Source organism: Ochrobactrum sp. PL_is483, from assembly GCF_055816855.1.
Genome location: NZ_JBVPGS010000027.1, coordinates 42,115 through 65,735 on the forward strand (window position 1 = coordinate 42,115; position 23,621 = coordinate 65,735).

Genomic DNA, 23,621 nt, shown 5'->3' on the forward strand with positions numbered 1-23,621 from the left:
ATTATGCCGTCTCATGCTTCAACTTCACCTATCCGTTTAAACGATCTTACCCATCCCATAGTGGCCGGGCTGATCTCCGTCATCGTGAACTATGGCGGCACCTTTATTCTGGTTTTCCAGGCCGCAAAGGTTGCAGGGCTAAGCCCGGAGCTGACCGCCTCCTGGGTCTGGTCTGTCTCGATCGGTGTCGGCCTGACCGGTCTTTACCTTAGCTGGCGTTATCGCGAACCGATCATCACCGCCTGGTCGACCCCAGCCGCTGCCTTTCTTGTCACAGCGCTTGCCACCACATCCTATGCCGAGGCGATTGGCGCCTATATAATTTCGGCCCTCGCATTCGTCATTCTCGGTGTGTCCGGCTATTTCGAGAAGGTCATCCGACTGATACCGCCGGGTATAGCTTCAGGGCTGCTGGCCGGTATTTTGTTGCAGTTCGGAATTGGAGCCTTCGGTGGCGCTACCGTCGATCCGTTACTGGTTGGATTGCTGATCGTCGCTTATGTCGTTCTAAAGCGATTGTCTGCCCGCTATGCGGTAGTGGGCATTCTAGTGCTGGGACTGGCTTTCCTGCTTATGCAGAACCGTCTCGACCTGTCGGGGCTAACGCTGGCACTGGCAACTCCGGTCTTTGTCATGCCAGAGTTCTCATGGAACGCTCTGCTGTCTGTCGCGCTGCCGCTGTTTCTCATCACACTGACCGGTCAGTACATGCCGGGAATGCTGGTTCTGCGCAATGATGGGTTCAAGACCAGTGCCAATCCAATTGTCACAGTGACGGGCCTCGGCTCGCTCATTATGGCTCCGTTCGGCTCCCATGCCTTCAACGTTGCGGCAATCACAGCGGCGATCGCGACAGGGCCGGAAGCACACGAAGATCCATCAAAGCGCTGGATCGCCGGTATTGCGGCTGGTGTTTTCTACGTTCTCATTGGCGTATTCGGCGTGACGCTCGCAGCTGTTTTCATGGCCTTCCCGGCGACATTCATCACGACCCTCGCCGGTCTGGCCCTGTTGGGCACGATTGGTGGCAGCCTGGCTGGCGCTATGGCGGACCCTACACACCGCGAAGCGTCTCTGATCACCTTTCTGGCGTCGGCTGCAAACATCAGCCTCCTTGGTATCGGTGGAGCGTTCTGGGGACTGGTGATCGGGCTGGTTGCGTATATCGTTTTGAATGGCCGTCTTCCACGCCGAGAACAGGCTGACCTGAGTGTAAGCGAAGGAGCAGCAAAATGACTGCTCATATCGACGGAATGACCACTTCCGTAATCTCGATACAGAGCCAAGTCGTGCACGGACATGTCGGCAACAGTGCCGCTGTATTGCCCATGCAGGTCCATGGGCTGAATGTTGCAGCGATCCCGACGACTTTACTGTCAAACAATCCGCATTTCGAGACCATGCGTGGGCGTGTTCTCGAATCCGAACTGGTTGGCGATCTGTTGCGCGGCGTTGAGGAACGCGGATTGATCCAGACCAGTCGCTATATCATTTCCGGTTATCTGGGGTCACGGGCCAATGGCGATGTGGTTGCAGACTTCGTAGAACGAGCGCGCCAGATTAATCCGGATATTATCTATATCTGCGATCCGGTCATGGGTGATGTCAACCTTGGTGTTTTTGTCGCCAATCAGGTTGTTGAGTGTTTGCTTGAACGGCTTGTTCCGATGGCCGACATCCTGACGCCCAACCAATTCGAACTGAGCTTGATAGCTGAGGGTGCACCAACTTGCTGGACCGCATTTCAAGCAGCGGCGGCGCGAGCTCAGTCTTTCCGCGGTGCTCAACTGGTCGTGACCGGCTGTATATTCAGTGACACCCCCGCCGGTTCGCTTGAAAATGTCGTGTGCGAGCACCACAGCCGGACGCGGCTATTATCACAACGACTGCCGACGGCCCCCGTTGGAACAGGGGATCTCTTTACAGGTCTCCTGGCCGCTAAACTTGCGGAAGGGGACACACTTGAAAAGGCAGCGCGGGGTGCGGCCGCAACCGTATTGACTATCCTTAGTCGCACCATCGCAGCCGGCGAACAAGATATGCAGCTTGCCAGCGTCATTGACGTGCTGACCCCAAACAATCCGGAGAAACTGCAATGACCAAATTCAACTACCAGGACTTTTTTGCGCGTGAATTAGCGCAACTGCACCATGAGGGGCGCTATCGCGTGTTCGCTGATCTCGAACGAGTGGCGCAGAGCAATATCTATGCTTTCGATCATCGAACCAGCAGACGCGTCACGATCTGGTGCTCCAACGATTATCTGTCGATGGGCGTTCACGATGATGTAATCGCCGCCGCGCGTGGCGCATTGGAGCAATATGGCGCGGGTGCCGGCGGCACACGCAATATCTCCGGCACCAGCCATGAACATGTTCTGCTGGAACAGGAGCTTGCCGATCTGCACCGCAAGCAATCGGCTTTGCTGCTCACCTCGGGATATATCGCCAACGATGCCGCCCTTTCAACGCTCGGCCGCCTGCTGCCGGGGTGCGTGATTTTTTCCGACGCCTTGAATCATGCGTCAATGATTGAGGGCATCCGTCGTTCCGGCGCGGAAAAGCGAATCTTCGCCCACAATGACTGGCGTGATCTGGAACGTCAGCTTGCTGCCGTCTGCAAATACCGGCCGAAGCTGATCTGCTTCGAGAGTTGTTATTCCATGGATGGCGATTTCGCGCCGATGGAAGCAATTTGTGATCTCGCCGCCCAGTATAACGCCTTCACCTATGTCGATGAGGTCCATGCCGTCGGCCTGTACGGAGCGCGCGGCGCTGGTGTCGCCGAGCGGGACGGGCTTCTCGATCGGATCGACATGTTCCAGGGGACACTTAGCAAGGGGTTTGGCGCGATTGGCGGTTATATCGCCGGAAGCCACAAGGCCGTTGACTTCGTTCGTAGTTACGCCGCTGGTTTCATTTTCTCGACTGCGCTGCCGCCATCGGTAGTCGCCGGCATTCGCGCGGCCCTGCGGCATCTAAAGGAAGATGGTCAGGCCCGGACGACGCTTGCGCAGCGTGCGGCATCGCTCAAGACAAAGATGCTGACGCACGGTATTCCGGTTCTTCCAAGCCCAAGTCACATTCTGCCGGTGATGATCGGTGATGCCGGTCTGGCGAAAGCGATTACCGATCGGCTTATGGTGGAAGACGGCATCTACATTCAGCCCGTCAATTATCCGACCGTGCCACGCGGAACTGAGCGCCTCCGCATTACGCCCACACCGCTGCATACAGACGAAGATGAAAACGCCTTGATTGCGGCGCTGATCTCGGCACGCGAGGCCTTCCCACGCTGGCGTGAGCTTGCCGGAAGCGCACGTCCCCGTGCCCACATAATGGAGGGTGCGGAATGAACGCAGCGGCATGACGTCGGGTATTAAAAACACTATGCGCCAGCTCGGTTTTGGCATTGGCATCGCTGGGCTGGGCGCAATCTTAAGTGCCAACCTCACGCGCGGTCTCTCACAATATGACCGAGCCTTTGTCGAGCGTGTGACCTCTGGCGACGTAACGGCGGCCGCTTTCGAGATTGGCAGCGACCCGGCGGGTGCGGTCGATACGGCCATGGCAACACTCGCTTCGGCAATCTCTGATCTGTCACTCTGGGCGTTAGCGGCGGCAGCGGCCGTGCTCGCTTTCTTGCTCATCCGCCCCGCGACTGTCGCGAAGGTAACGCGCGAGGCCGGGTAGTACATGCGAAGGCGGAATTCAGCACCGATCATCGATCGCCAATGGGTGATGCCGACGCAGCTAGGATCGCGTATCCCCTTGGCGTCCCTGATCCAGACGCTCGCCGTTGCCGAATATCTGAACTTCCGCCATGCCGCTAATGCGCTTGGCGTGGCGCAATCCAGCGTCAGCGCCCGCGTAAAGGCGCTGGAAGAGGACCTTGGTATCCTCCTGTTCGAGCGTCACGCACGCGGCGTCCGGTTGACCGAGGCCGGACGCCACTTCGTCGAGCGGATAGCGGTCGGCGTCGATCAACTTGACCATGCGGTGAAGACTGCCGGTATGGCAGCGGCGGGGGAATGCGGGCGGTTGCGCATAGGTATCCACGCCCTGATCCCTGGCAGCTTTCTTGCCGAGTTGATCGGGCAGTATCGGGAAAACTATCCCGGTATTGAGGTTGAGATCGCCGAGGGCATGGCCCGCGATGCGGTCAAGCAGCTGCGCGCCGACCGCCTCGACGTGGCGTTCGTAGCGGGTGCGCCCGAGCTGCCTGACTGCCATACCCGGCCGATCTGGACAGAAATGTTGATGGCCGTGTTACCAGAGGGGCATTACCTCGCGCGGCAGTCTGCAATTACTTGGTCCGATCTGGTCGATGAGGCTTTCCTTGTCCGGCACGGGGGCACTGGTCCGCAGGTTCACGACCATATCATGTTGCGCTTTGCCGGGCGCTGGCCTGCACCGTCGATCCAGCGTCTCGATGTAGGGCGCGGCACGTTGTTATCGATGGTTGGACAGGGGTTTGGCATCACCATCGCCGGAGCAGCTTCGGCACTATTACCGACAGCCGGAACCGTTTTCCTACCCTTTGCCGATGAGCCAGAGCCGGTTGCCTTTACCGCCGTCTGGTCCCCGTTCAATCGCAGCACCGCGCTCCGCAACCTACTGTCGCTCGCCAACGACATGGGCGGCTTGCCCGCATTGACTGAACCTGCAGTTAGCAGCCGGTCATCAAGCGTCAGCCGGTCCGCGAGGCATGTCCGTGCGCAAGATTGATCGGGCTATTGCTTGCTCTGCGATGCCCCCGAACCCTACTTTCTCGCATGTACTAAGGCTTAAGTGCGTCAAAATATCTGATAAGGGCTTTACTGAGACACGTATCAGCCTCGCGCTCCTGGTGCGCTCGATAAATAGCCGAACAAGTTGGCAATGCAGGAAGACCATACGACGTCGGCACTATGGACAGTGTATCGGGTAGTCTGGCGTCGGCGGCAACCGCGATTGCGAGCCCGCTTTCCATGGCCGCCATGATCGCCGCACTGTTTTCACTGGCCACGATGATCCGCCAGGCCCGCCCCGACCGTTTCAAAGAAGAGAGCGCCAATTCCTGGTAAGGGCAACCATCGCCATGAAGGGCTACCGGAAGGGGCTCCTGTGACAACGCTTGTGAGTTGCGCCCGACAGCCCACACCGGTCTTATTTGCGTCAAGATGATCCCATCGTCCGTTGGCTTTTCTTCGACGCTGAGCACCGTGTCCAACCGTTCCTTCTCAAACATGGCTAGCAGAGAGGCGCTTGGCGCCGCCTCCACGTGAAGCTCAATGCCTGGATGCTCCATTGCAAACAGCGGTAGCCCCTGCTTGATGAAGGTCCCAGCATATTCTTCAGGAATGCCGAGCCGGATCTTCCCCGTTACCGGGGCACCGCGAAGCGTCGCAACGATCCTGTCATGCTCGGCCAGCAAAGCAGCGGTTTCCTTGAGCAGCTCACGTCCCCGCACTGAGAGCACCACGCCCTGATTGTCGCGTTCGAACAGGCGAGCCTCTGCAATCTCCTCGAGCCGCTGCACATGAACGCTCACCGCTGAAGTGCTTTTGCCGAGATACGCGGCCGCGTCCTTGAACCTGCCGAGACGGGCAATGGTGTGAAAAGTTCGCAGAAGATCAATATCGAGAGTGTGCATATAATCCATTTTTTAGGGATTAATGGTTGAAGTAATATCGTTTGATTAAATCATCGTCTCCATTGCAATGTCAAGCCATTGACGCAACAGGAGCGAATGGTCGGCCTTGAAGAAACTGCAGATAACCGGACTGAATTCCGTGATCGGACTTTTATTATTGGAAGGTGCTCTGGTTGTTTGCTGGAGTTCTGGCTTTGTCGGCGTACGGTTTGCCATAGATCACGCTCCCGTTTTCCTCATTCTCCTCTGGCGTAGTCTAGTTTCCGGGTTGCTGTTGCTACCTTTCGCGTTGGCTCTTGGACCGAGACTGCGATCGAAAGAGGTTGTTGCACAGGCAATTATCGGCGCTTTGGCGATGTCCGGCTATCTGGCTGGCTTCGCCATTGCCATCGATCAGGGGGTCTCCACCGGTCTCGTTGCTCTGATCGCCGACATGCTGCCCTTGGCGGTCGCCATGCTGTCGATACCGATCCTGGGCGACATCGTTACGCGCGGTCAGTGGTTCGGCTTCATTATCGGATTTTCCGGTGTGGCGATTGCGTCAACCTCCGCGTTTCAAGTCGGGAATGCGCCCGTATGGGCTTTTTGCATGCCGATACTCGGCATGCTCTCACTCGCGCTGGCTACGCTGCTTCAGAAACGCACGATCAAGCTTACGATGCCGATCCACCAAAGCTTGTGCATCCAGTGTCTGTCAGCGGCCGCGATCTTCGCGGTCTTCGCCTGGTGCGAAGGCAGCGTTCTTCCGGTGGCTGAACCCGGCTTTGCGATTGGTGTCATGTGGCTTGTGGTGCTCGCGACCTTTGGCGGTTACGGCCTCTATTACATATGCCTGCGTAAATCATCGGCCGCGCGAGTGAGCAGCGTTCTGTATCTTAGCCCTCCGGTCACCATGCTTTGGGCCTGGATCATGTTCAACGAACCCATGTCCTGGATGATGGTTATCGGTCTGCTCGTCTCACTGACAGGCATAATCATTGCCGCGAGAGCTCAGAGATCCGAAACAGTGGAAAATGTCCGATCTTGCGCGGGGAATCAGACAACTGAAAATCTCACCACGTGATGACATTGTAAGGCCAATTCGATTGGCGGTTATTTCATATTCACATCCATCCTATTTGCCGCCGATAGTATCCGGCCACCCTCCGGCGTCCTCTTTCCTGTTGCTTATCGCGATTTTGCCTACTTTCTGATCGGCTTCGTCTCTTTTGCCGATTGGAGTCTGTATTGCGCGGAGGTCGAATCCTTTGGGGTCAAATCGCCATGGTCTTCACCATCGTTCTGGTGATGACGTGGGCGGCGACGCAGTGGGTGGCATTCCGTCTCGGCTTCCAGCCACGGCTGGGCAATCCGTGGTTCGAGTTGCTGGTGCTCCCGATCTATTATCCGCCGGCTTTCTTCTGGTGGTGGTTTTCATTCGACGCTTACGCGCCCGCGATCTTCTTGGAGGGCGGTATCATCGCCGTATCGGGCGGTTTCCTCGCTATCGCTGCCGCCATCCTCATGTCGATTGTCCGTGCACGAGAGGCGCGCAACGTCGCCACCTACGGCTCGGCGCGATGGGCCGAAGACAAGGAAATCCGCAGGGCCGGATTGCTCGGTCCCGATGGCGTCGTACTCGGCCGGTATGCGCAGGACTACCTGCGCCATGACGGTCCCGAGCATGTTCTATGCTTCGCCCCGACCCGTAGTGGCAAGGGCGTCGGGTTGGTGGTGCCGACACTGCTGACATGGCCGGGAAGTTGCATCGTTCATGACATAAAAGGAGAAAACTGGACGCTGACAGCCGGCTTCCGGGCGCAGCACGGCCGCGTCCTGCTGTTCGATCCAACCAACACCAGATCGTCGGCCTACAATCCGCTATTGGAAGTCCGACAAGGGGAATGGGAGGTCAGGGATGTTCAGAATATCGCGGATATTCTGGTCGACCCCGAAGGGAGTTTGGACAAGCGCAACCATTGGGAAAAGACTTCTCATTCGCTGCTGGTCGGCGCGATCCTGCATGTTCTTTATGCGGAAAAAGACAAGACACTAGCGGGCGTCGCCAACTTCCTGTCTGATCCTCGCCGCCCGGTCGAAGCGACCTTGCGCGCCATGATGGACACGCCGCATCTTGGGCCGAGCGGTGTTCATCCCGTCATCGCGTCGTCGGCACGTGAGCTGTTGAACAAATCCGAGAACGAACGGTCGGGCGTATTGAGCACCGCCATGTCGTTTCTCGGCCTCTACCGCGATCCCGTGGTGGCGCGGGTGACAGCACGATGTGATTGGCGCATTGCCGATCTGGTCAGTAGCCGCCAGCCCGTTACGCTCTATCTGGTCGTGCCGCCGTCCGACATAAACCGCACCAAGCCGCTCATTCGCCTGATCCTCAACCAGATCGGGAGGCGACTGACCGAGGAATTGACCACCTCCGACAAGCGCCATCGGCTGTTGCTGATGCTCGACGAGTTTCCGGCATTGGGCAGGTTAGATTTCTTCGAGTCCGCCTTGGCCTTCATGGCGGGCTACGGTCTCAAAGGCTTTCTGATCGCGCAGAGTCTCAACCAGATCGAGCGCGCCTATGGGCCGAACAACGCGATCCTCGACAACTGCCATGTCCGCGTCAGCTTCGCCACAAATGACGAACGGACGGCCAAGCGGGTGAGTGACGCGCTCGGCACCGCGACCGAGCTGCGCGATTCCACCAATTATGCGGGCCATCGTCTCGCGCCATGGCTGGGGCATCTCATGGTGTCCAGGCAGGAGACGGCCCGGCCGCTGCTCACGCCCGGCGAAATCATGCAGCTTCCGCCCACAGACGAAATCGTCATGGTCGCGGGCACGCCGCCGATCCGCGCCACCAAGGCCCGCTATTACGAGGACGTGCGGTTTCAGGAACGCATCCAGACACCGCCCGATCTGGCCGCCGCTCCGCTGGCGACCAGCCCATCCGCGGATGACTGGTCCGGCCGCATGGTTGGGGCGGAAAGCCGTTCCGCGACGAGCGGAAATGAGGCCGAGGGCGATCCGGCCAATGCGGGCATCCGCCGAGAACCCCAATTGGCCGAACATGAGGAAATCGTCGCTCCGCCGCCATCTCCCGAACAGGAGTTCGAGATCCTGGACGACGAGCCGGACGTCGACGCCGCCAAGGCCCGCGCGATGCGCCAGCGCATGAAGATGGTGGCGCGGCAGGTCTCCATGAACCCCGATGACGGAATCGACCTTTGAGGACACATCAATGGCTACCAGAACCCACCTGAATCTCTATTTCGACCCCGCGCTTATTCCGCAGATCGAGGCATTGGCGTCGCGCCGCTCACAGGCGTTGCGCCGCAATGTCTCGAAATCGGCTATCGTGGAGGCGGCCGTCCTGTCCTATCTGTCTGGCGATTCCGCCGACCAGCTTGAAGCAGCCATGTCGCGCCGCCTGGACAAGCTCGGCCGCCAGATAGACGCGCTCGATATAGATCTTGCAGTTCTCGGCGAAACGGTCGCTCAATTCATCCATTTCTGGCTGACGGCCACCCCGCCGTTACCCGACAATGCAAAGCAGTCCGCACGCATCAAGGGGAATGAGAGGTTTGAGGGCTTCATGCAGCACCTCGGCCGCAGATTGGCGAGCGGAGACAGGTTTCTAAAAGAGCTGTCACGCGACATCGAGCCGGATAGCGAGGCAGGGCCAGGTTAACGGCTGATCCGTACAATCAGGAACCTATACTCGCCGCCGTCAATGCTACCCCGAAGCCGACAAGCAACACGCCGAAAACTCGGTCGATCCAATGACGCACACCGAAAATCTGTTTCTGGATACGGGGAGCGCCGAAGAACAGGCTGACGATGGCAAACCACACCACATGTGACAGTGAGATGAACAGTCCATAGGCGATCCGCGTTGCCAGTGGCGTATCCGCCTGAACAACCTGCATGAACAGGCTGACGATGAAAATCGTCGTCTTCGGGTTCAGTGCGTTCGTCAGGAAACCAACCCGAAAGGCCCCCAGATCAGACAAGGCCGTTTCGTTCGCTACAACAGGCCCTTCAGCTTTAGGGCTGAAGAGCATCTTTGCGCCCAGCCAGACCAGATAGGCCGCACCGATCAGCTTGAGGATGTTGAAGAGGGTTGGTGATTCCCGGATTAACATCCCAATGCCAAACAGCGTGTAACTGACATGAACCAGAACGCCGATGCCAATGCCGAGCGCGGTCAAGATGCCCGCACGCCGGGAGAGTGAGAGCGAGTTGCGCGACACCATGACGAAGTCCGGCCCCGGACTGATAACGGCGAAGATGGTGATAGTGATGACAGCGAACCATTCGGCCATGGACGCATCCTTTCGTTTTCACCTTGGGTAACGCGGCTACGGCTTTAACAAAAACGATGACTTCTGACGGAATGTGTGAGAATAAGTAACACATGAGGCAGTACATCACATCACTTCCGGCGCTCGCTTGCTTTCGGGTTGCTGCTGAGCTTGAAAGTTTCAGTAGGGCGGCGGATCGCCTGAACCTTACACATGGCGCTGTCAGTCGTGCGGTTCGGTTGCTTGAGGAGGACCTTGGTACGCCCCTGTTCGAGCGCCGTAATCGTGCGGTTTTTCTGACCGATGCCGGGCGTAGGCTGGCGCAGGTGGTGGCGCGGGGGCTTGGGGAGATCGAAGAAGAAGCGCAGCGCATCAAGGCCGAACACACCAACGCGCCGGTAACCGTCTCATGTGAACCCACCCTAATGATGCGTTGGCTCATTCCGAGAATGCCGCAATTTCATGCGGCGCACCCAGCAGCCGATGTCCGCCTGCTGGCTGGTGGCGGGCAGGTAGCACTCGGATCAGGCATCGACCTCGCCATCCGCCGCAATGACTTCACCTGGCCAGAAACCTACATTGCGCAACACCTTTTCGATGAACGGATTGGCCCAGTCTGCCGCCCTGACAAGGTTGCGACGTTTTTCGATTCCGGGCGGATGAACGCCGCTGCGATCCTGTTGCATACGCGCACGCGCCCATCGGCCTGGACGACATGGGCTGAAATCACCGGCGGGTCTCGTCCGTCCAACCCCGGACAGGATTTCGAGCATTTCTATTTCAGCCTGCAAGCCGCCGTTGCGGGTCTCGGCGTCGCGATGGGGCCGTGGCATCTCGTGCAGGACGATGTTGGCGCCGGTTTGTTGGCCGCGCCCCAGGGTTTCCATTTGGATGGCAGCGCCTATTGCCTGCTTTCGGCGGGAGAGCCGGAAAGCGCCTCGGCAGCCGCCGTATTTAGGGATTGGCTGGCCGATCTGGTGTCCCAAGAAGCGCGGGGATAGCCGCTGTCACTTCTTCAATCCATCCTATTTACCGCCGATGGCCGCCGATCACCGCTGTCACTTAGATAGTTGTTGAATCAGCCCAATTTCAGGCTTTCTTAATCGACCCCGATGCGGGGACCGTCTGTCGCGCCCCGCGAGAAATCGGGGCCGACGTGACTGCACATCATCAAAAACCGGAGGCGATTGCGCGCGGCGCGCGGATGCTGCGCACGGCGCTCGGCGCGTCCATCGCCCAGTTTCTCGAAGACCCTGCCGTCATCGAGGTGATGCTTAACCCAGATGGCCGCATCTGGATCGACCGGTTGTCCGAAGGTCTAGCCGATACTGGCGAGATATTGTCCGCCGCCGATGGCGAGCGCATCGTCCGTCTCGTCGCCCACCATGTTGGCGCGGAAGTTCACGCCCGATCCCCGCGCGTCTCGGCCGAACTACCCGAGACGGGCGAGCGATTTGAAGGGCTATTGCCGCCTGTGGTCGCAGCACCAACCTTCGCCATCCGCAAACCAGCCGTCGCGGTGTTCACGCTCGACGACTATGTGGAAGCCGGGATCATGTCCGCCGACCAGGCCGTGACGCTGCGCGAAGCCATCGCAGCGCGCGCCAATATTCTTGTCGCAGGCGGCACCAGCACCGGCAAAACCACTTTGACCAACGCGCTCTTAGCCGAGGTGGCGAAGACGGCTGATCGCGTCGTCATCATTGAAGATACCCGCGAGTTGCAATGCGCCGCGCCCAACCTTGTCGCCATGCGGACGAAAGACGGCGTGGCGACCCTTTCCGATCTGGTTCGCTCATCGCTGCGCCTGCGCCCCGACCGCATCCCCATCGGCGAGGTGCGCGGTCCCGAAGCCCTCGACCTTCTGAAAGCGTGGGGCACCGGTCATCCGGGTGGTATCGGCACCATCCACGCTGGCACGGGCATTGGCGCGCTGCGTCGCCTTGAACAGCTTATCCAAGAGGCTGTCGTCACCGTCCCGCGCGCGCTGATCGCCGAGACTATCGACTTTGTTGCCGTCCTATCCGGGCGCGGTTCCGCGCGCCGGCTGGCCGAGCTCGCCCGCGTCGAGGGGCTGGCGCCGGACGGCGACTACCGCATCGGCCCCGCAACCCCCACCAGCACAGGAGAGTTTTCATGATCCGCACGATTTCGCGCGGCTATTGCTTCGCCGCGACCGCCGCATCCACCTTTGCCATCAGCCTCATGCTCGCCCCTCCCGCCCATGCATCAGGTTCCTCGATGCCGTGGGAACAGCCGCTTCAGCAAATCCTTCAGTCCATCGAGGGGCCGGTCGCCAAGATCATCGCCGTCATAATCATCATTGTGACCGGCCTGACTTTAGCCTTCGGTGATACAGGTGGCGGTTTTCGCAAGCTGATCCAGATCGTGTTCGGCCTGTCGATTGCATTCGCAGCTTCCAGCTTCTTCCTATCGTTCTTCTCGTTCGGCGGCGGGGCGCTCGTCTGATGGTGGCCGGCCTTGAACAACTCGACGCGGTGCCGGGATTTTCCGTCCCAGTTCACCGGGCGCTAACCGAGCATATCCTGCTCGGCGGCGCACCACGCGCCATCGCAATCATGAACGGAACGCTGGCCGGGGCCGTGGGCCTCGGCCTTCGTCTCTGGCTGGTTGGCATCGCCATCTGGGCGGTCGGTCATTTCCTCGCGGTATGGGCAGCCAAACGCGATCCGCTCTTCGTCGAGGTCGGGCGCAGGCATCTGCGTATCCCCGGTCATCTGTCGGTGTGAGGGCGCAAGCATGATGAATCTCACCGAATATCGCCGCACCTCCGCTCGGCTTTCCAACTATCTGCCATGGGCAGCCCTGGTCGGCCCCGGCATTGTGCTGAACAAGGATGGCAGTTTCCAGAGGACTGCGAAGTTTCGTGGGCCGGATCTGGATTCTGCTGTCGCCGCTGAACTGGTTGCGGTCGCCGGTCGCATTAACAACGCCGTGCGCCGTCTGGGTTCGGGCTGGTCGATCTTCGTCGAGGCACAACGCTCCGAGGCTGCGACCTATCCCAACAGCCGTTTTCCAGATGCCGCCTCCGCACTGGTCGATGCCGAGCGCAAGGCCGGTTTCGAGGAAGCCGGGACGCATTTCGTAACCGGCTATTTCCTGACCTTCCTCTGGTTGCCGCCTGCCGAAGATGCCGCACGCACTGAGGCCTGGCTTTACGAAGGCCGCGAGCAATCCGGCGTCGATCCATGGGAGCAGCTGCGCGGCTTCGTAGATCGCACCGACCGCGTGCTGGCGCTGTTTGACGGCTTCATGCCGGAATGCCGCTGGCTCGATGACACGGGCACGCTGACCTATCTCCATTCCACCATCTCGACCAACCGGCATCGCGTGCGCGTGCCGGAGGTGCCGATGCACCTCGACATGCTGCTCGCCGACCAGCCATTGACCGGCGGGCTGGAACCGCGCCTGGGCGACCAGCATCTACGCGTCCTGACCGTCATCGGCTTCCCGACAGCGACGACGCCCGGCCTGTTCGACGAGATGAACAGGCTGCCATTCCCCTATAGGTGGAGCACACGCGCCATCCTGATGGATAAGACCGATGCGACGCGGCTACTGACCAAAATCCGCCGCCAATGGTTCGCCAAGCGCAAGTCCATCGCCGCGATCCTGAAAGAGGTGATGACCAACGAGGCGTCCGCCCTCGTGGACACCGACGCGGCGAACAAGGCCGCCGACGCCGACATGGCGTTGCAGGAACTCGGCGCAGACGTGGCGGGCATGGCCTACGTCACGGCCACCGTCACCGTATGGGATGCCGACCCGCGCATCGCCGACGAGAAGCTGCGCTTGGTCGAGAAGATCGTTCAGGGCCGCGACTTCACCGCCATGGCCGAGACGGTCAACGCAGTTGATGCATGGTTGGGGAGTCTTCCCGGCCATGCCTACGCGAACGTGCGGCAGCCACCCATCAGCACTTTGAATCTCGCCCACATGATCCCGCTTTCAGCGGTGTGGGCGGGGCCGGAACGGGACGAGCATTTCGGTGCACCCCCTTTGCTCTTTGGCAAGACCGAAGGCTCAACCCCGTTCCGGCTGAGTCTTCATGTCGGCGATGTCGGCCATACCCTTGTCGTCGGCCCGACCGGCGCGGGCAAATCCGTTTTGCTCGCGCTCATGGCCTTGCAGTTCCGCCGCTACACAGGCTCGCAGGTCTTCGCCTTCGACTTCGGCGGTTCGATCCGGGTCGCATCGCTCGCCATGGGCGGCGACTGGCACGACCTCGGCGGCGGACTGACGGAAGGAGATGAGACATCCGTCTCACTCCAGCCGCTCGCCCGGATCGACGATACCTATGACCGCGCCTGGGCAGCAGATTGGATCGCCGCCATTCTTGGCCGCGAGGGGGTGCCCATCACGCCCGAGACCAAGGAATATATCTGGACGGCGCTGACATCGCTCAGCACCGCTCCGGTTGGCGAGCGCACCATCACCGGCCTCACGGTCCTGCTGCAATCCAACGATCTGAAACAGGCGTTGCGGCCCTATTGCATCGGCGGCGCTTATGGCCGGCTGCTCGACGCCGAAGTGGAACATCTTGGGCATGCGGATGTGCAGGCGTTCGAGATAGAGGGGCTTGTCGGAACCGGCGCGGCTCCAGCCGTGCTCGCCTACCTGTTCCATCGCATCGGCGATCGGCTCGACGGCCGGCCAACCCTGCTTATCATCGACGAGGGCTGGTTGGCGCTGGACGATGAACGGTTCGCCAACCAGCTTCGCGAATGGCTGAAGACGCTGCGCAAGAAGAATGCCAGCGTCATCTTCGCTACGCAGTCGCTATCGGACATCGATGGCAGCAATATCGCGCCGGCCATTATCGAAAGCTGCCCCACGCGGCTGCTCCTGCCGAACGAACGGGCCATCGAACCGCAGATCACGGCCATTTATCGCCGCTTCGGCTTGAATGAACGCCAGATCGAAATCCTCGCAAGGGCCATGCCCAAGCGGGATTACTACTGCCAAAGCCGCAGAGGCAATCGCCTGTTCGAGCTTGGTCTGTCCGAAGTCGGCCTCGCGCTCTGCGCCCCTTCCGCCAAATCCGACCAGACCGAAATCGCTCGCATCCATGCCGAGTATGGGCGCGACGGCTTCCTCGCTGGCTGGCTGCGGGCGCGCGGCGTTGATTGGGCGGCAGACCTGATCCCGGCTCTCACCAATCTCATCCCCCAGCCCGAAAAGGAGTCCCAACCATGATCATTCGTCGGTCCCGCTTGCGCGCCATTTTCATGACGGCGACAATGCTCGCGGCGCCCATCGCGCTGTCGCCCATGATGACCAGCCCGGCCCATGCACAATTCGGCTTCGGCCGGATCGTCTATGATCCGAGCAACTATGCGCAGAACGTGCTGACAGCTGCACGGACGCTTCAGCAGATCAACAACCAGATCACTTCGCTTCAGAACGAAGCGACCATGCTCATCAATCAGGCGAAGAATCTGGCGAGCCTGCCATATTCATCTCTCCAGCAGCTCCAGCAGAACGTCCAGCGTACGCAGCAGCTTTTGAGCCAGGCACAGAGCATCGCGTTCGACGTGCAGAAGGTCGATCAGATATTCCAGAGCCAATATGGTAATGTCTCGCTGTCGGCGACCGACGTCCAGCTCGTCACAGACGCACGATCGCGTTGGCAGAACACGGTCGGCGGCTTGCAGGACGCCATGCGGGTGCAGGCTGGAGTCGTCGGCAATATCGACACCAACCGCACGCAGATGTCGGAACTGGTCGGCCAGAGCCAGGGCGCGACCGGCGCGCTGCAAGCCACACAGGCCGGCAACCAGCTTCTCGCTCTCCAGTCGCAACAGCTTTCCGACCTGATAGCGCTGATGTCCGCCAATGGCCGGTCGGAAGCGCTGATCGAAGCTGAACGCGCCACTACCGCCGAACAGGGCCGCGTCCAGCGTGAGCGCTTCCTGACGCCGGGATCGGGCTACCAACCCGGCAATGCGCAGATGTTCGGAAACGGCAATAACTGACCTGACAGGAGGGGCGCGACATGGACGGCAAGATGCTGGCCCGGCTGGGCGCGATTATACTCGTTGCTATCGCCATCACCGCCACGGTGGTCGAGATGACCCGGCAGGACGAGCCTATGCGTGGCAGTCCCGTGCCGGAGCTGCAGCGTCCCGCCGATCCACTGCGCCAGAGCCTGCGCGATTGCCAGCGTCTTGGCGAAGTGGCCGCGAGCGATCCCGGCTGCCTCGCCACCTGGGCAGAGAACCGTGATCGGTTTCTCGGCCGGACGCCAGTGCCCGCCGCCCCGCATCAGAACGAGGGACAGTGAATCATGGGCGGCACCGGCTCATCGACAACTTCCTCGGAGTCTTCACCAGCTACATCGACAGCGGCTTCGGCCTGCTTGGCGGCGAGGTCGGCTTCATCGCCACGACGCTTATCGTCATCGACGTGACGCTGGCCGCGCTGTTCTGGAGCTGGGGCGCGGACGACGACATCATCGCCCGACTGGTCAAAAAGACCCTGTTCGTCGGTGCATTCGCCTACATTATCGGCAACTGGAACAACCTGGCGCGTATCGTCTTCGAGAGTTTCGCCGGTTTCGGCCTGAAAGCATCCGGCACCAGCTTTGCCACCGCAGACCTCATGCGCCCCGGCAAGGTCGCTCAGACCGGCCTCGACGCGGGCCGTCCGCTGCTCGACTCCATTTCCGACCTGATGGGCTACTGGTCCTTCTTCGAGAACTTCATCCAGATCGCCTGCCTGATGTTCGCCTGGGCGCTGGTATTGCTCGCCTTCTTCATTCTCGCCATCCAGCTTTTCGTGACGCTGATCGAGTTCAAGCTGACCACGCTCGCTGGCTTCGTGCTGATCCCGTTCGGCCTGTTCGGCAAGACCGCCTTTATGGCCGAGCGCGTGCTAGGCAACGTCATCTCGTCGGGGATCAAAGTCCTCGTGCTCGCCGTCATCATCGGTATCGGCTCGACGCTGTTCTCGCAGTTCACCGCAGGCTTCGGCGGCGCGACACCAACCATCGACGACGCCATAGCGATCGTGCTTGCCGCGCTCTCACTGCTCGGCCTCGGCATATTCGGCCCCGGCATCGCTTCCGGTCTCGTCTCGGGCGGCCCGCAGCTTGGCGCGGGCGCCGCCGTTGGAACCGGCCTTGCCGCAGGCGGCATGATGCTTGCCGGGGGTGCCGCCGCAGGCATGGCCGCGAAGGGAGGAGCCGCTGCGCTCTCTGGCGGAGCGGCTGTCGTCCGGGGTGGTGCTGCCGCAGGAGGTGCGGCGAGCGCGGCCTACAGTGTCGGTTCGCTTGACCAGTCCGGCGCTGCCGGTGTTGCCTCCGGTCTGGGTGGTATTGCCCGTGCCGCAGGCTCAGCCGCCGCATCGCCCCTGAAACGTGCTGCCTCGAAGGCATCGGAAAGCGTCAAGTCCAGTTTTTCCGATGGAGCGCGGGCCGGCTTCGGCGTCACCGGCGGTTCTTCCACGGCCGGAACAATCGGAGGCGCCAACGAGGCTGCAAGCGCTGGCCCGTCACCCGCCACGCAGGCTGGCGGCTCTCCGGCATGGGCAAAGCAGATGCGGCGCAAGCAGACACTCAGTCACGGCACGACGATGGCCGCCCATGCCGTGCGCTCCGGCGACAGCCATGGTGGCGGCTCCTCCATCAATCTTTCTGAAAGTGACCGCTCATGAACATCTTCAAACGTCCATCGGCCCATTACGGCAAATCGCCCGAACCCGAGACGCCCTATCAGAAAGCTGCCCAAGCCTGGGACGAGCGTATCGGTTCGGCTCGCGTGCAGGCAAAGAACTGGCGCATCATGGCCTTCGGCTCGCTGATCCTCTCGGCCGGTTTCGCCTCCGCCCTTGTCTGGCAATCGGCGCGCGGGACGGTCGTGCCCTGGGTGGTGCAGGTCGATAATCTCGGCTAGTCGCAGGCCGTTGCGCCCGCCGTGGCTGAATACCGTCCGACCGATCCCCAGATCGCCTTCCATCTCGGCCGCTTCATCGAGCAGACGCGCTCGATCCCGTCCGACGCAATCATAGTGCGGCAGAACTGGCTGCGCGCCTATGATTTCACCACGGATCGGGGTGCGGCAGCCCTCAATGATTATGCCCGTGCCAATGACCCCTTCACCAAGGTCGGCAGGCAACAAATTGCGGTCGAGGTGTCGTCGGTGATCCGCGCCTCGAATGACAGCTTCCGTGTTGCCTGGACGGAGCGCCATTACGAAAATGGCCAGCTCTCCACGACCGAACGCTGGACCGCAATTCTGACCATCGTGATCCAGACGCCGCGCGACGCAGAACGCCTGCGCGCCAATCCGCTCGGCATCTACGTCAATGCAATCTCATGGTCGCGGGAGATGAGCCAATGACCCACGTGATGGTTCGTAATTCCGGTTCGCACGTTTTCCGTAAACCTGCTTTGGTGGCTTTGCTGCTGTCGGCGACTGTGTTGGCCGGCTGCGCCACGAACCGCACCCCGCAGTTCAGCTATGATGCCGATGTGCCCGCGTTGCCCGTGGTGCCGGCAACCGTTACCGATGACCGGCCCCGGCCTTTGCACACACCCCCGGCATGGACTGTGGCGCGCGGCGGGACTGCTGCCGGAACACCGGCAGGCCGCGTCGAGAATGCGAATGCCGCCGCCCGTGTCGAGCCGCGCCGCGAGGGTTACTATAACGCGATCCAGATCTATCCGTGGTCGGAAGGCGCTCTTTATCAGGTCTATGCTGCACCAGGGCAGATCACCAATATCGCGCTGGAGCCGGGCGAGGGCCTGACCGGCGCAGGGCCGATCGCCGCAGGCGATACCGCGCGCTGGATCATCGGCGATACCGAGAGCGGCAGCGGAGCGTCACGGCGCGTCCACATACTCGTGAAGCCTTCCCGATCTGACATTTCCACCAACCTTGTCGTCACTACCGACCGGCGCACCTACATGATCGAGCTGCGCGCCCGCGAGGCACTCTACATGCCGTCCGTGTCCTGGTCGTATCCCGCGCTGCCTGCCGGTCAGCGTGTGACCGCTCCGGCAGCGCCCATCATCCCTGTCGAGGCGGCGCGCAACTATCGCTATGGCCTGACCGGAGATAACCCGCCATGGCGACCGATTTCCGTCTTTGACGATGGCCGCCGTGTTTATGTCGTCTTCCCGCGCGGCATCGTGCAGGGCGAGATGCCGCCGATCTTCGTCATCGGTTCGGACGGCGAAACGCAGATCGTCAACAGCCGCATCCACCAGAACATCCTGATCGTGGATCGCATCTTCGGTGCTGCTGAGCTGCGGCTCGGCAGCGGCGATCGCCAGCAGACCGTCAGGATCGTCCGAGTTGAACAAAGGCAGGCGGCCCAGCCCGCGAAGACCGGGGAGAATCCGTCATGAGCGAAGAGACGACCACCAACGTGCCTCCTATGCGTCTGCGCGCCGAGCCGCCGCGCGTCACCCGCCTGTCGCGCAAGATGCTGGCAGGAGTTGGAGCTGTCGCGCTCCTCGGCATTGGCGGCGCATTGATCTATGCGCTCCAGACCCGCGACATGACCGGAAATGGCGAGGAACTTTACTCAACCGAGAACCGTCCCACGGGAGACGGGCTGGCCGGCCTGCCGCGCGATTATACCGGCCCCCTCCTGGGACCAGCTCTGCCGGGCGACCTCGGCGGCCCGATCCTCGACGCCCAGAACAGGGGGCAGCCCGTTACGCCGCCCGCGATGGCAACACCAGCCCGCGATCCTGCCGAGGAGCGACGTCTCGCCGAGGAAGAAGCCGCACGTCTTAGCACTGTGTTCTTCCAGTCGGGGCAGCGATCAGCGACGATGTCTGGTTCGGACATGCCGGGCCTTTCGGGCCTTGACCTTGGCGGTCAGCCCACAACGCAGGATCGACACACGGCTTTTCTGAATGGTCCGGTGGATCGTCAGACCGTCGCCATGGATCGGATCATGGCGCCAGCGTCGCCCTACATTCTTCAGGCCGGGGCCGTGATTCCCACTGCGATGATTACCGGCATCCGTTCCGATCTGCCTGGCCAGATCACCGCGCAGGTCACGGAGAATGTCTATGACAGCCCGACCGGCGCGCTGCTCCTGATCCCGCAGGGGACGCGCATCATCGGCCAATATGATGCCGGCGTGACCTTCGGCCAGCGCCGCGTCCTTCTCGTCTGGAACCGGCTGATCCTACCCAACGGCCGCTCCATTGTGCTGGAGCGTCAGCCGGGCGCGGACGCTTCCGGCTATGCCGGGCTTGAGGATGGCGTCGATTATCACTGGTGGGATCTGATGAAGGCCGCTGGCCTCTCCACGCTGCTCGGCATCGGAACGGAACTGGCGACCGACGACGAGGACCGGCTGATCCGCGCCATCCGTGACGGGGCGCAGGACACCATCAATCAGGCCGGACAGCAGATCGTCCAGCGCCAGTTGCAGGTCGCGCCGACGCTGACCATCCGGCCGGGCTTCCCTGTCAGGGTCATTGTGACCCGTGATCTCGTACTCGAACCTTACAGGAACTGACCATGACAAAGCTGAAACTTGGGCCACTCATCGAAGACAAACCCGTCAAAGTGACGGTGGAACTGCCTGGATCGCTCCACCGTGATCTTATCGCCTATGCCGAGGTGCTGGCCCGCGAAAGCGGCCAGCCCGCCGCCGATCCCGTCCGGCTCATTGTGCCGATGCTGGAGCGCTTCATCGCCACAGATCGCGGATTCGCAAAGGCGCGGCGAGCTACCTGAAGGATGATCTGGATAAATTAAGGGTCACATATGACCCGTTATATGCTTTTTTACATTTAATGGGCCGATTATGGCCCTTAGTTTGATTTCCATTGAAGAATGTGATTGCGGGCCATATAATGCACTCTAACTGGATTTTTCTGGATAAGGTGCGGAATATGGCCCCAATTTTGGCGCAGGGCTTCACAACGGTAGAGCGAGAATTGCGCGACCTGGGTACGCGAATTGCCCGTATTCGCCTCAGCCGGAACGTCACTCAGGCGAGCCTTGCGCGCGAGACCGGGGCATCAGTCCGCAGCATCAAGCGGCTTGAGGCTGGCGAGAATGTCTCTCTCGACACGCTGATACGTGTGCTGGCGGCGCTCAACCTCGGCGATCGGCTGGCAGCAGCCTTGCCAGATCCCGATGTCAGGCCGGTTGAACGTATCAGGCATGAGGGACATGAACGCCAACGCGCTCGTGAGCGCAACGCCGTCCAGAAAGCAACCGACTGGGCGTGGGGAGAAGATGAAGAATGACGGACGCAACCGTTCGCCTTTGGGGCAAAGACATTGGCGCTGTGAGCTGGATCGAACAGCGTGGCGTCGGCGTATTCCAGTATATGCCTGAGTTCGTTCCCAGCGACATTCAACTGGCGCCGATCATGATGCGGCTTGGGCCGAACCCTTATGAGTTCCCGGCCTTGCCGCGTGATGCCTTCAAAGGTCTTCCGGGCCTTCTTGCCGACTCCTTGCCTGACAAATTCGGTAATGCCCTGATCGACACATGGCTTGCTGCGCAGGGAAGATCGGCCGGGAGTTTCAATCCGGTCGAACGCCTTTGCTATATTGGAACGCGCGGCATGGGCGCGCTGGAGTTTCACCCGACCATCCTCAAGGCTGCCAGAAAATCCCGTATCCTTGAGATTGATGCTCTGACGCAACTCGCCAACGATGTCCTGAATAACCGTGAGAAGCTCACAGGCGTTTTGCAGGGTGACGATGATCGGGAAATGCTTGAAGAAATCCTGCGGGTTGGAACGTCCGCAGGTGGCGCTCGCGCGAAGGCGATCCTGGCTTGGAACGAGAAGACCGGAGAGTTCCGCTCAGGTCAGGTCAAGGCCGGTGAGGGTTTCAGCTACTGGCTCATGAAGTTCGACGGTATCTCGAACAACAAGGACAAGGAACTGGCAGACCCGCAAGGGTTCGGGCTGATCGAATACGGCTTCTATCTCCTTGCGGTCGCCGCAGGCATCGACATGAGTGAATGCCGTATTCACAGTGAGGGCGGCCGTTCGCATTTCATGACACGGCGCTTCGATCGCAGTGCCAGCGGTCAGAAGCTGCATATGCAATCGCTTGCGGCGCTTCGCCATTACGACTTCAACGCGGCCGGCGCCTATTCCTACGAGCAGGCTGTCGAGACGATCCGACTGCTCGATCTTCCCGCTTACGACATTGAACAGCAGTTCCGCAGGGCTGTGTTCAATATCCTGATCCGAAACCAGGACGATCACGTCAAGAACATCGCGTTTCTCATGAACAGGAAAGGCGAATGGCGATTGTCGCCCGCATTTGACGTGAGCTACGCCTATAACCCCGACGGTAGCTGGACACACCAGCATCAGATGAGCCTCAATGGCAAACGTGATGGTTTCGACCTGTCTGATCTTATTCAGTTTGGCGTCTTTTGTGGGATGAAGCCCAAGAAGGCTGAGAGCATCGTCCAAGACATGCGTGCCCATGTCGAAAACTGGATAGAATATGCCGATAAAGCAGGCGTTAGCGAAAGCGTGGCAACTTCAATCCATAGAATGATGCGAAGGGACATAGCTGATCAAACTTGATTTGCGCCAATACTGGTAAGAAGTATATCTGGGCTCCATGGAGCGTTTTTAGAAAATCTGGAGGGGCATTGCTTGTCTATTAAAATTACCCACGAAAATGGTCGTTTCCATTTTTCGTATAGAAGGCATTTGCTTGTATTGGTTGCTATGGCCTTTATATGTGCGGGCCTCGCGGGTTTATTGGGGCCGTGGTGGCTGCCTATCCTGACCGTGATTTTGAACAAAACAGAACTAGCGTTCGTGGACAAAGGGTATCCATAGTTTGACCGCAGCGATAGCGACGAAGCTGAGGTAGGATTCCTTGGTCTTGTCATAGCGGGTCGCAACGCGCCGCCAGTTCTTGAGCTTGTTGAAAAGCCGTTCGATCTGGTTGCGCCATTTGTATTTGGCTTTGTCGTGTGGGATCGGATCGCGCCTGTTGCTTTTTGAGGGGATGACGGCCTCGACCTTGACGCTGGCGATCTCCTCGCGAATGGCGTCGGCGTCATAGCCCTTGTCGGCGAGAAACGCCTCAATCCGGTCGGAAATCATCCGGAACAATGGCGCAAAGCCCTGGTTGTCGTGCGTTTGCCCGGACGTCAGGACGAAGCCAAGCGGCCGGCCTTTCGCATCGCAGCGGGCATGGAGCTTGGTGGTAAAGCCGCCGCGCGATCGGCCAAGCGCCTCGGCCTCCTGAGTCCCCTTTTTATGCCGACCGCACAATGATGTGCCCGGACAACGGTGCTATCGATCATGTCGGCGCTTCGATCCCGCTCGACCAGTTCGGCCAGCGTTTCGAGCATCGCCTCGAACACGCCGGTCTCGACCCACCGTCGGTAACGGCGGAAGACGCTGTTCCATTTGCCGTATTCGTCAGGCAGATGCCGCCATTGCGCTCCGGTGCGCGCCATCCACATCATGCCCTCGAAATAACGCCGGTTGTCCTGAGCAGGGCGGCATCCGCGCCCGCGTTCAGCAGGAAGAAGCGGGCCGATTAGAGCCCATTTCTCGTCCGTCAAACCAATCCGCTCGCCCAAGGCTGCCTCCAAATGAAAGCCTTGAATCAAAACCGGATTCCGTAGTCAACCTTTGTCCACGAGCGCTAAATGTTGATGACGGAACAAGCTATGCGCTGAGTGTTTCTCTTGTTGTCATCGGTCTTGCACTCCTGCTTTT

General features: G+C 60.3%; 22 protein-coding genes and 3 pseudogenes. 22 read left to right on the forward strand and 3 right to left on the reverse strand.

Annotated elements, in window-relative coordinates:
- Positions 1-3: 3 nt before the first annotated feature.
- From AC0TNJ_RS04745 to AC0TNJ_RS04765, 5 genes are read left to right on the forward strand one after another with little or no spacing between them, the layout of a single operon-like run.
- Positions 4-1,236 carry a benzoate/H(+) symporter BenE family transporter gene (locus tag AC0TNJ_RS04745; RefSeq protein WP_473770420.1) on the forward strand — a complete coding sequence of 411 codons (1,233 nt, stop codon included), beginning with the start codon at positions 4-6 and terminating at the stop codon, positions 1,234-1,236.
- On the forward strand, positions 1,233-2,099 hold the full coding sequence (gene pdxY, locus AC0TNJ_RS04750; RefSeq protein ID WP_473770421.1) for a pyridoxal kinase: 867 nt from the start codon (positions 1,233-1,235) through the stop codon (positions 2,097-2,099). The genes AC0TNJ_RS04745 and pdxY overlap by 4 nt, the downstream gene beginning before the upstream one ends.
- A complete protein-coding gene (hemA, locus tag AC0TNJ_RS04755; protein WP_473770422.1) occupies positions 2,096-3,355 on the forward strand; it encodes a 5-aminolevulinate synthase in 1,260 nt (419 codons plus the stop codon). Before pdxY ends, hemA begins: the two co-directional genes overlap by 4 nt.
- A 10-nt stretch (positions 3,356-3,365) precedes the next feature.
- The gene (locus AC0TNJ_RS04760; RefSeq protein WP_473770423.1) at positions 3,366-3,692 is read left to right on the forward strand and encodes a hypothetical protein; all 327 of its coding nucleotides are present in this window, start codon (positions 3,366-3,368) and stop codon (positions 3,690-3,692) included.
- Positions 3,693-3,740: 48 nt separating this feature from the next.
- Positions 3,741-4,727: a LysR family transcriptional regulator gene (locus AC0TNJ_RS04765; protein WP_473770463.1), complete on the forward strand. Its 987-nt coding sequence runs from the start codon at positions 3,741-3,743 to the stop codon at positions 4,725-4,727.
- A gap of 52 nt (positions 4,728-4,779) precedes the next feature.
- Here AC0TNJ_RS04765 and AC0TNJ_RS04770 read toward each other — a convergent pair whose 3' ends face one another.
- Positions 4,780-5,634 (reverse strand): LysR family transcriptional regulator, encoded by an 855-nt coding sequence (locus tag AC0TNJ_RS04770; RefSeq protein ID WP_473770424.1) that lies wholly within the window; start codon positions 5,632-5,634, stop codon positions 4,780-4,782.
- A 106-nt stretch (positions 5,635-5,740) separates the two neighbouring features.
- On the opposite strand from AC0TNJ_RS04770, the gene AC0TNJ_RS04775 reads away from it, so the two are divergent.
- From AC0TNJ_RS04775 to AC0TNJ_RS04785, 3 genes are all read left to right on the forward strand, one after another.
- A complete protein-coding gene (locus AC0TNJ_RS04775) occupies positions 5,741-6,697 on the forward strand; it encodes a DMT family transporter (protein WP_473770425.1) in 957 nt (318 codons plus the stop codon).
- A gap of 164 nt (positions 6,698-6,861) precedes the next feature.
- Entirely contained in the window at positions 6,862-8,847 is a 1,986-nt protein-coding gene (locus AC0TNJ_RS04780) for a conjugal transfer protein TraG (protein ID WP_473770426.1), read from the forward strand.
- A gap of 10 nt (positions 8,848-8,857) precedes the next feature.
- On the forward strand, positions 8,858-9,307 hold the full coding sequence (locus AC0TNJ_RS04785; RefSeq protein ID WP_473770427.1) for a CopG family transcriptional regulator: 450 nt from the start codon (positions 8,858-8,860) through the stop codon (positions 9,305-9,307).
- 16 nt (positions 9,308-9,323) lie between these two features.
- On the opposite strand, the gene AC0TNJ_RS04790 is transcribed toward AC0TNJ_RS04785, so the two are convergent.
- A complete protein-coding gene (locus AC0TNJ_RS04790) occupies positions 9,324-9,941 on the reverse strand; it encodes a LysE family translocator (RefSeq protein WP_473770428.1) in 618 nt (205 codons plus the stop codon).
- Between the two features lie 92 nt (positions 9,942-10,033).
- Here AC0TNJ_RS04790 and AC0TNJ_RS04795 point away from each other — a divergent pair, with 92 nt between their 5' ends.
- From AC0TNJ_RS04795 to AC0TNJ_RS04860, 14 genes and pseudogenes are all read left to right on the forward strand, one after another.
- On the forward strand, positions 10,034-10,921 hold the full coding sequence (locus AC0TNJ_RS04795; RefSeq protein WP_473770429.1) for a LysR family transcriptional regulator: 888 nt from the start codon (positions 10,034-10,036) through the stop codon (positions 10,919-10,921).
- Positions 10,922-11,076: 155 nt separating this feature from the next.
- Positions 11,077-12,060, forward strand: a complete 984-nt coding sequence (trbB, locus tag AC0TNJ_RS04800) for a P-type conjugative transfer ATPase TrbB (protein WP_473770430.1) — start codon at positions 11,077-11,079, stop codon at positions 12,058-12,060.
- On the forward strand, positions 12,057-12,389 hold the full coding sequence (locus AC0TNJ_RS04805; RefSeq protein WP_473770431.1) for a TrbC/VirB2 family type IV secretion system protein: 333 nt from the start codon (positions 12,057-12,059) through the stop codon (positions 12,387-12,389). The genes trbB and AC0TNJ_RS04805 overlap by 4 nt, the downstream gene beginning before the upstream one ends.
- Entirely contained in the window at positions 12,389-12,670 is a 282-nt protein-coding gene (locus AC0TNJ_RS04810) for a VirB3 family type IV secretion system protein (protein WP_473770432.1), read from the forward strand. The genes AC0TNJ_RS04805 and AC0TNJ_RS04810 overlap by 1 nt, the downstream gene beginning before the upstream one ends.
- A gap of 10 nt (positions 12,671-12,680) precedes the next feature.
- Positions 12,681-15,137 (forward strand): conjugal transfer protein TrbE, encoded by a 2,457-nt coding sequence (gene trbE / locus AC0TNJ_RS04815; protein ID WP_473770433.1) that lies wholly within the window; start codon positions 12,681-12,683, stop codon positions 15,135-15,137.
- Complete coding sequence (gene trbJ, locus AC0TNJ_RS04820; RefSeq protein ID WP_473770434.1) at positions 15,134-15,916, forward strand: P-type conjugative transfer protein TrbJ; 783 nt, start codon at positions 15,134-15,136, stop codon at positions 15,914-15,916. The genes trbE and trbJ overlap by 4 nt, the downstream gene beginning before the upstream one ends.
- Positions 15,917-15,936: 20 nt before the next feature.
- Positions 15,937-16,224 carry a putative entry exclusion protein TrbK-alt gene (trbK-alt, locus tag AC0TNJ_RS04825; RefSeq protein ID WP_473770435.1) on the forward strand — a complete coding sequence of 96 codons (288 nt, stop codon included), beginning with the start codon at positions 15,937-15,939 and terminating at the stop codon, positions 16,222-16,224.
- A gap of 3 nt (positions 16,225-16,227) precedes the next feature.
- Positions 16,228-17,594, forward strand: a pseudogene (gene trbL / locus AC0TNJ_RS04830) (P-type conjugative transfer protein TrbL).
- Positions 17,591-18,280, forward strand: a pseudogene (gene trbF, locus AC0TNJ_RS04835) (conjugal transfer protein TrbF). Before trbL ends, trbF begins: the two co-directional pseudogenes overlap by 4 nt.
- Positions 18,277-19,290: a P-type conjugative transfer protein TrbG gene (gene trbG / locus AC0TNJ_RS04840; protein WP_473770436.1), complete on the forward strand. Its 1,014-nt coding sequence runs from the start codon at positions 18,277-18,279 to the stop codon at positions 19,288-19,290. The pseudogene trbF and the gene trbG overlap by 4 nt, the downstream one beginning before the upstream one ends.
- 29 nt (positions 19,291-19,319) lie before the next feature.
- Complete coding sequence (locus AC0TNJ_RS04845) at positions 19,320-20,420, forward strand: TraB/TrbI/VirB10 family type IV secretion system protein (RefSeq protein WP_473770464.1); 1,101 nt, start codon at positions 19,320-19,322, stop codon at positions 20,418-20,420.
- 2 nt (positions 20,421-20,422) lie between these two features.
- Positions 20,423-20,641, forward strand: a complete 219-nt coding sequence (locus AC0TNJ_RS04850; RefSeq protein WP_473770437.1) for a DUF2274 domain-containing protein — start codon at positions 20,423-20,425, stop codon at positions 20,639-20,641.
- A 158-nt stretch (positions 20,642-20,799) separates the two neighbouring features.
- Entirely contained in the window at positions 20,800-21,159 is a 360-nt protein-coding gene (locus AC0TNJ_RS04855; protein ID WP_473770438.1) for a helix-turn-helix domain-containing protein, read from the forward strand.
- Entirely contained in the window at positions 21,156-22,466 is a 1,311-nt protein-coding gene (locus AC0TNJ_RS04860; RefSeq protein WP_473770439.1) for a type II toxin-antitoxin system HipA family toxin, read from the forward strand. The genes AC0TNJ_RS04855 and AC0TNJ_RS04860 overlap by 4 nt, the downstream gene beginning before the upstream one ends.
- 231 nt (positions 22,467-22,697) lie before the next feature.
- On the opposite strand, the pseudogene AC0TNJ_RS04865 reads toward AC0TNJ_RS04860, so the two are convergent.
- Positions 22,698-23,512: pseudogene (locus tag AC0TNJ_RS04865) on the reverse strand (IS5 family transposase).
- Positions 23,513-23,621: the final 109 nt, after the last annotated feature.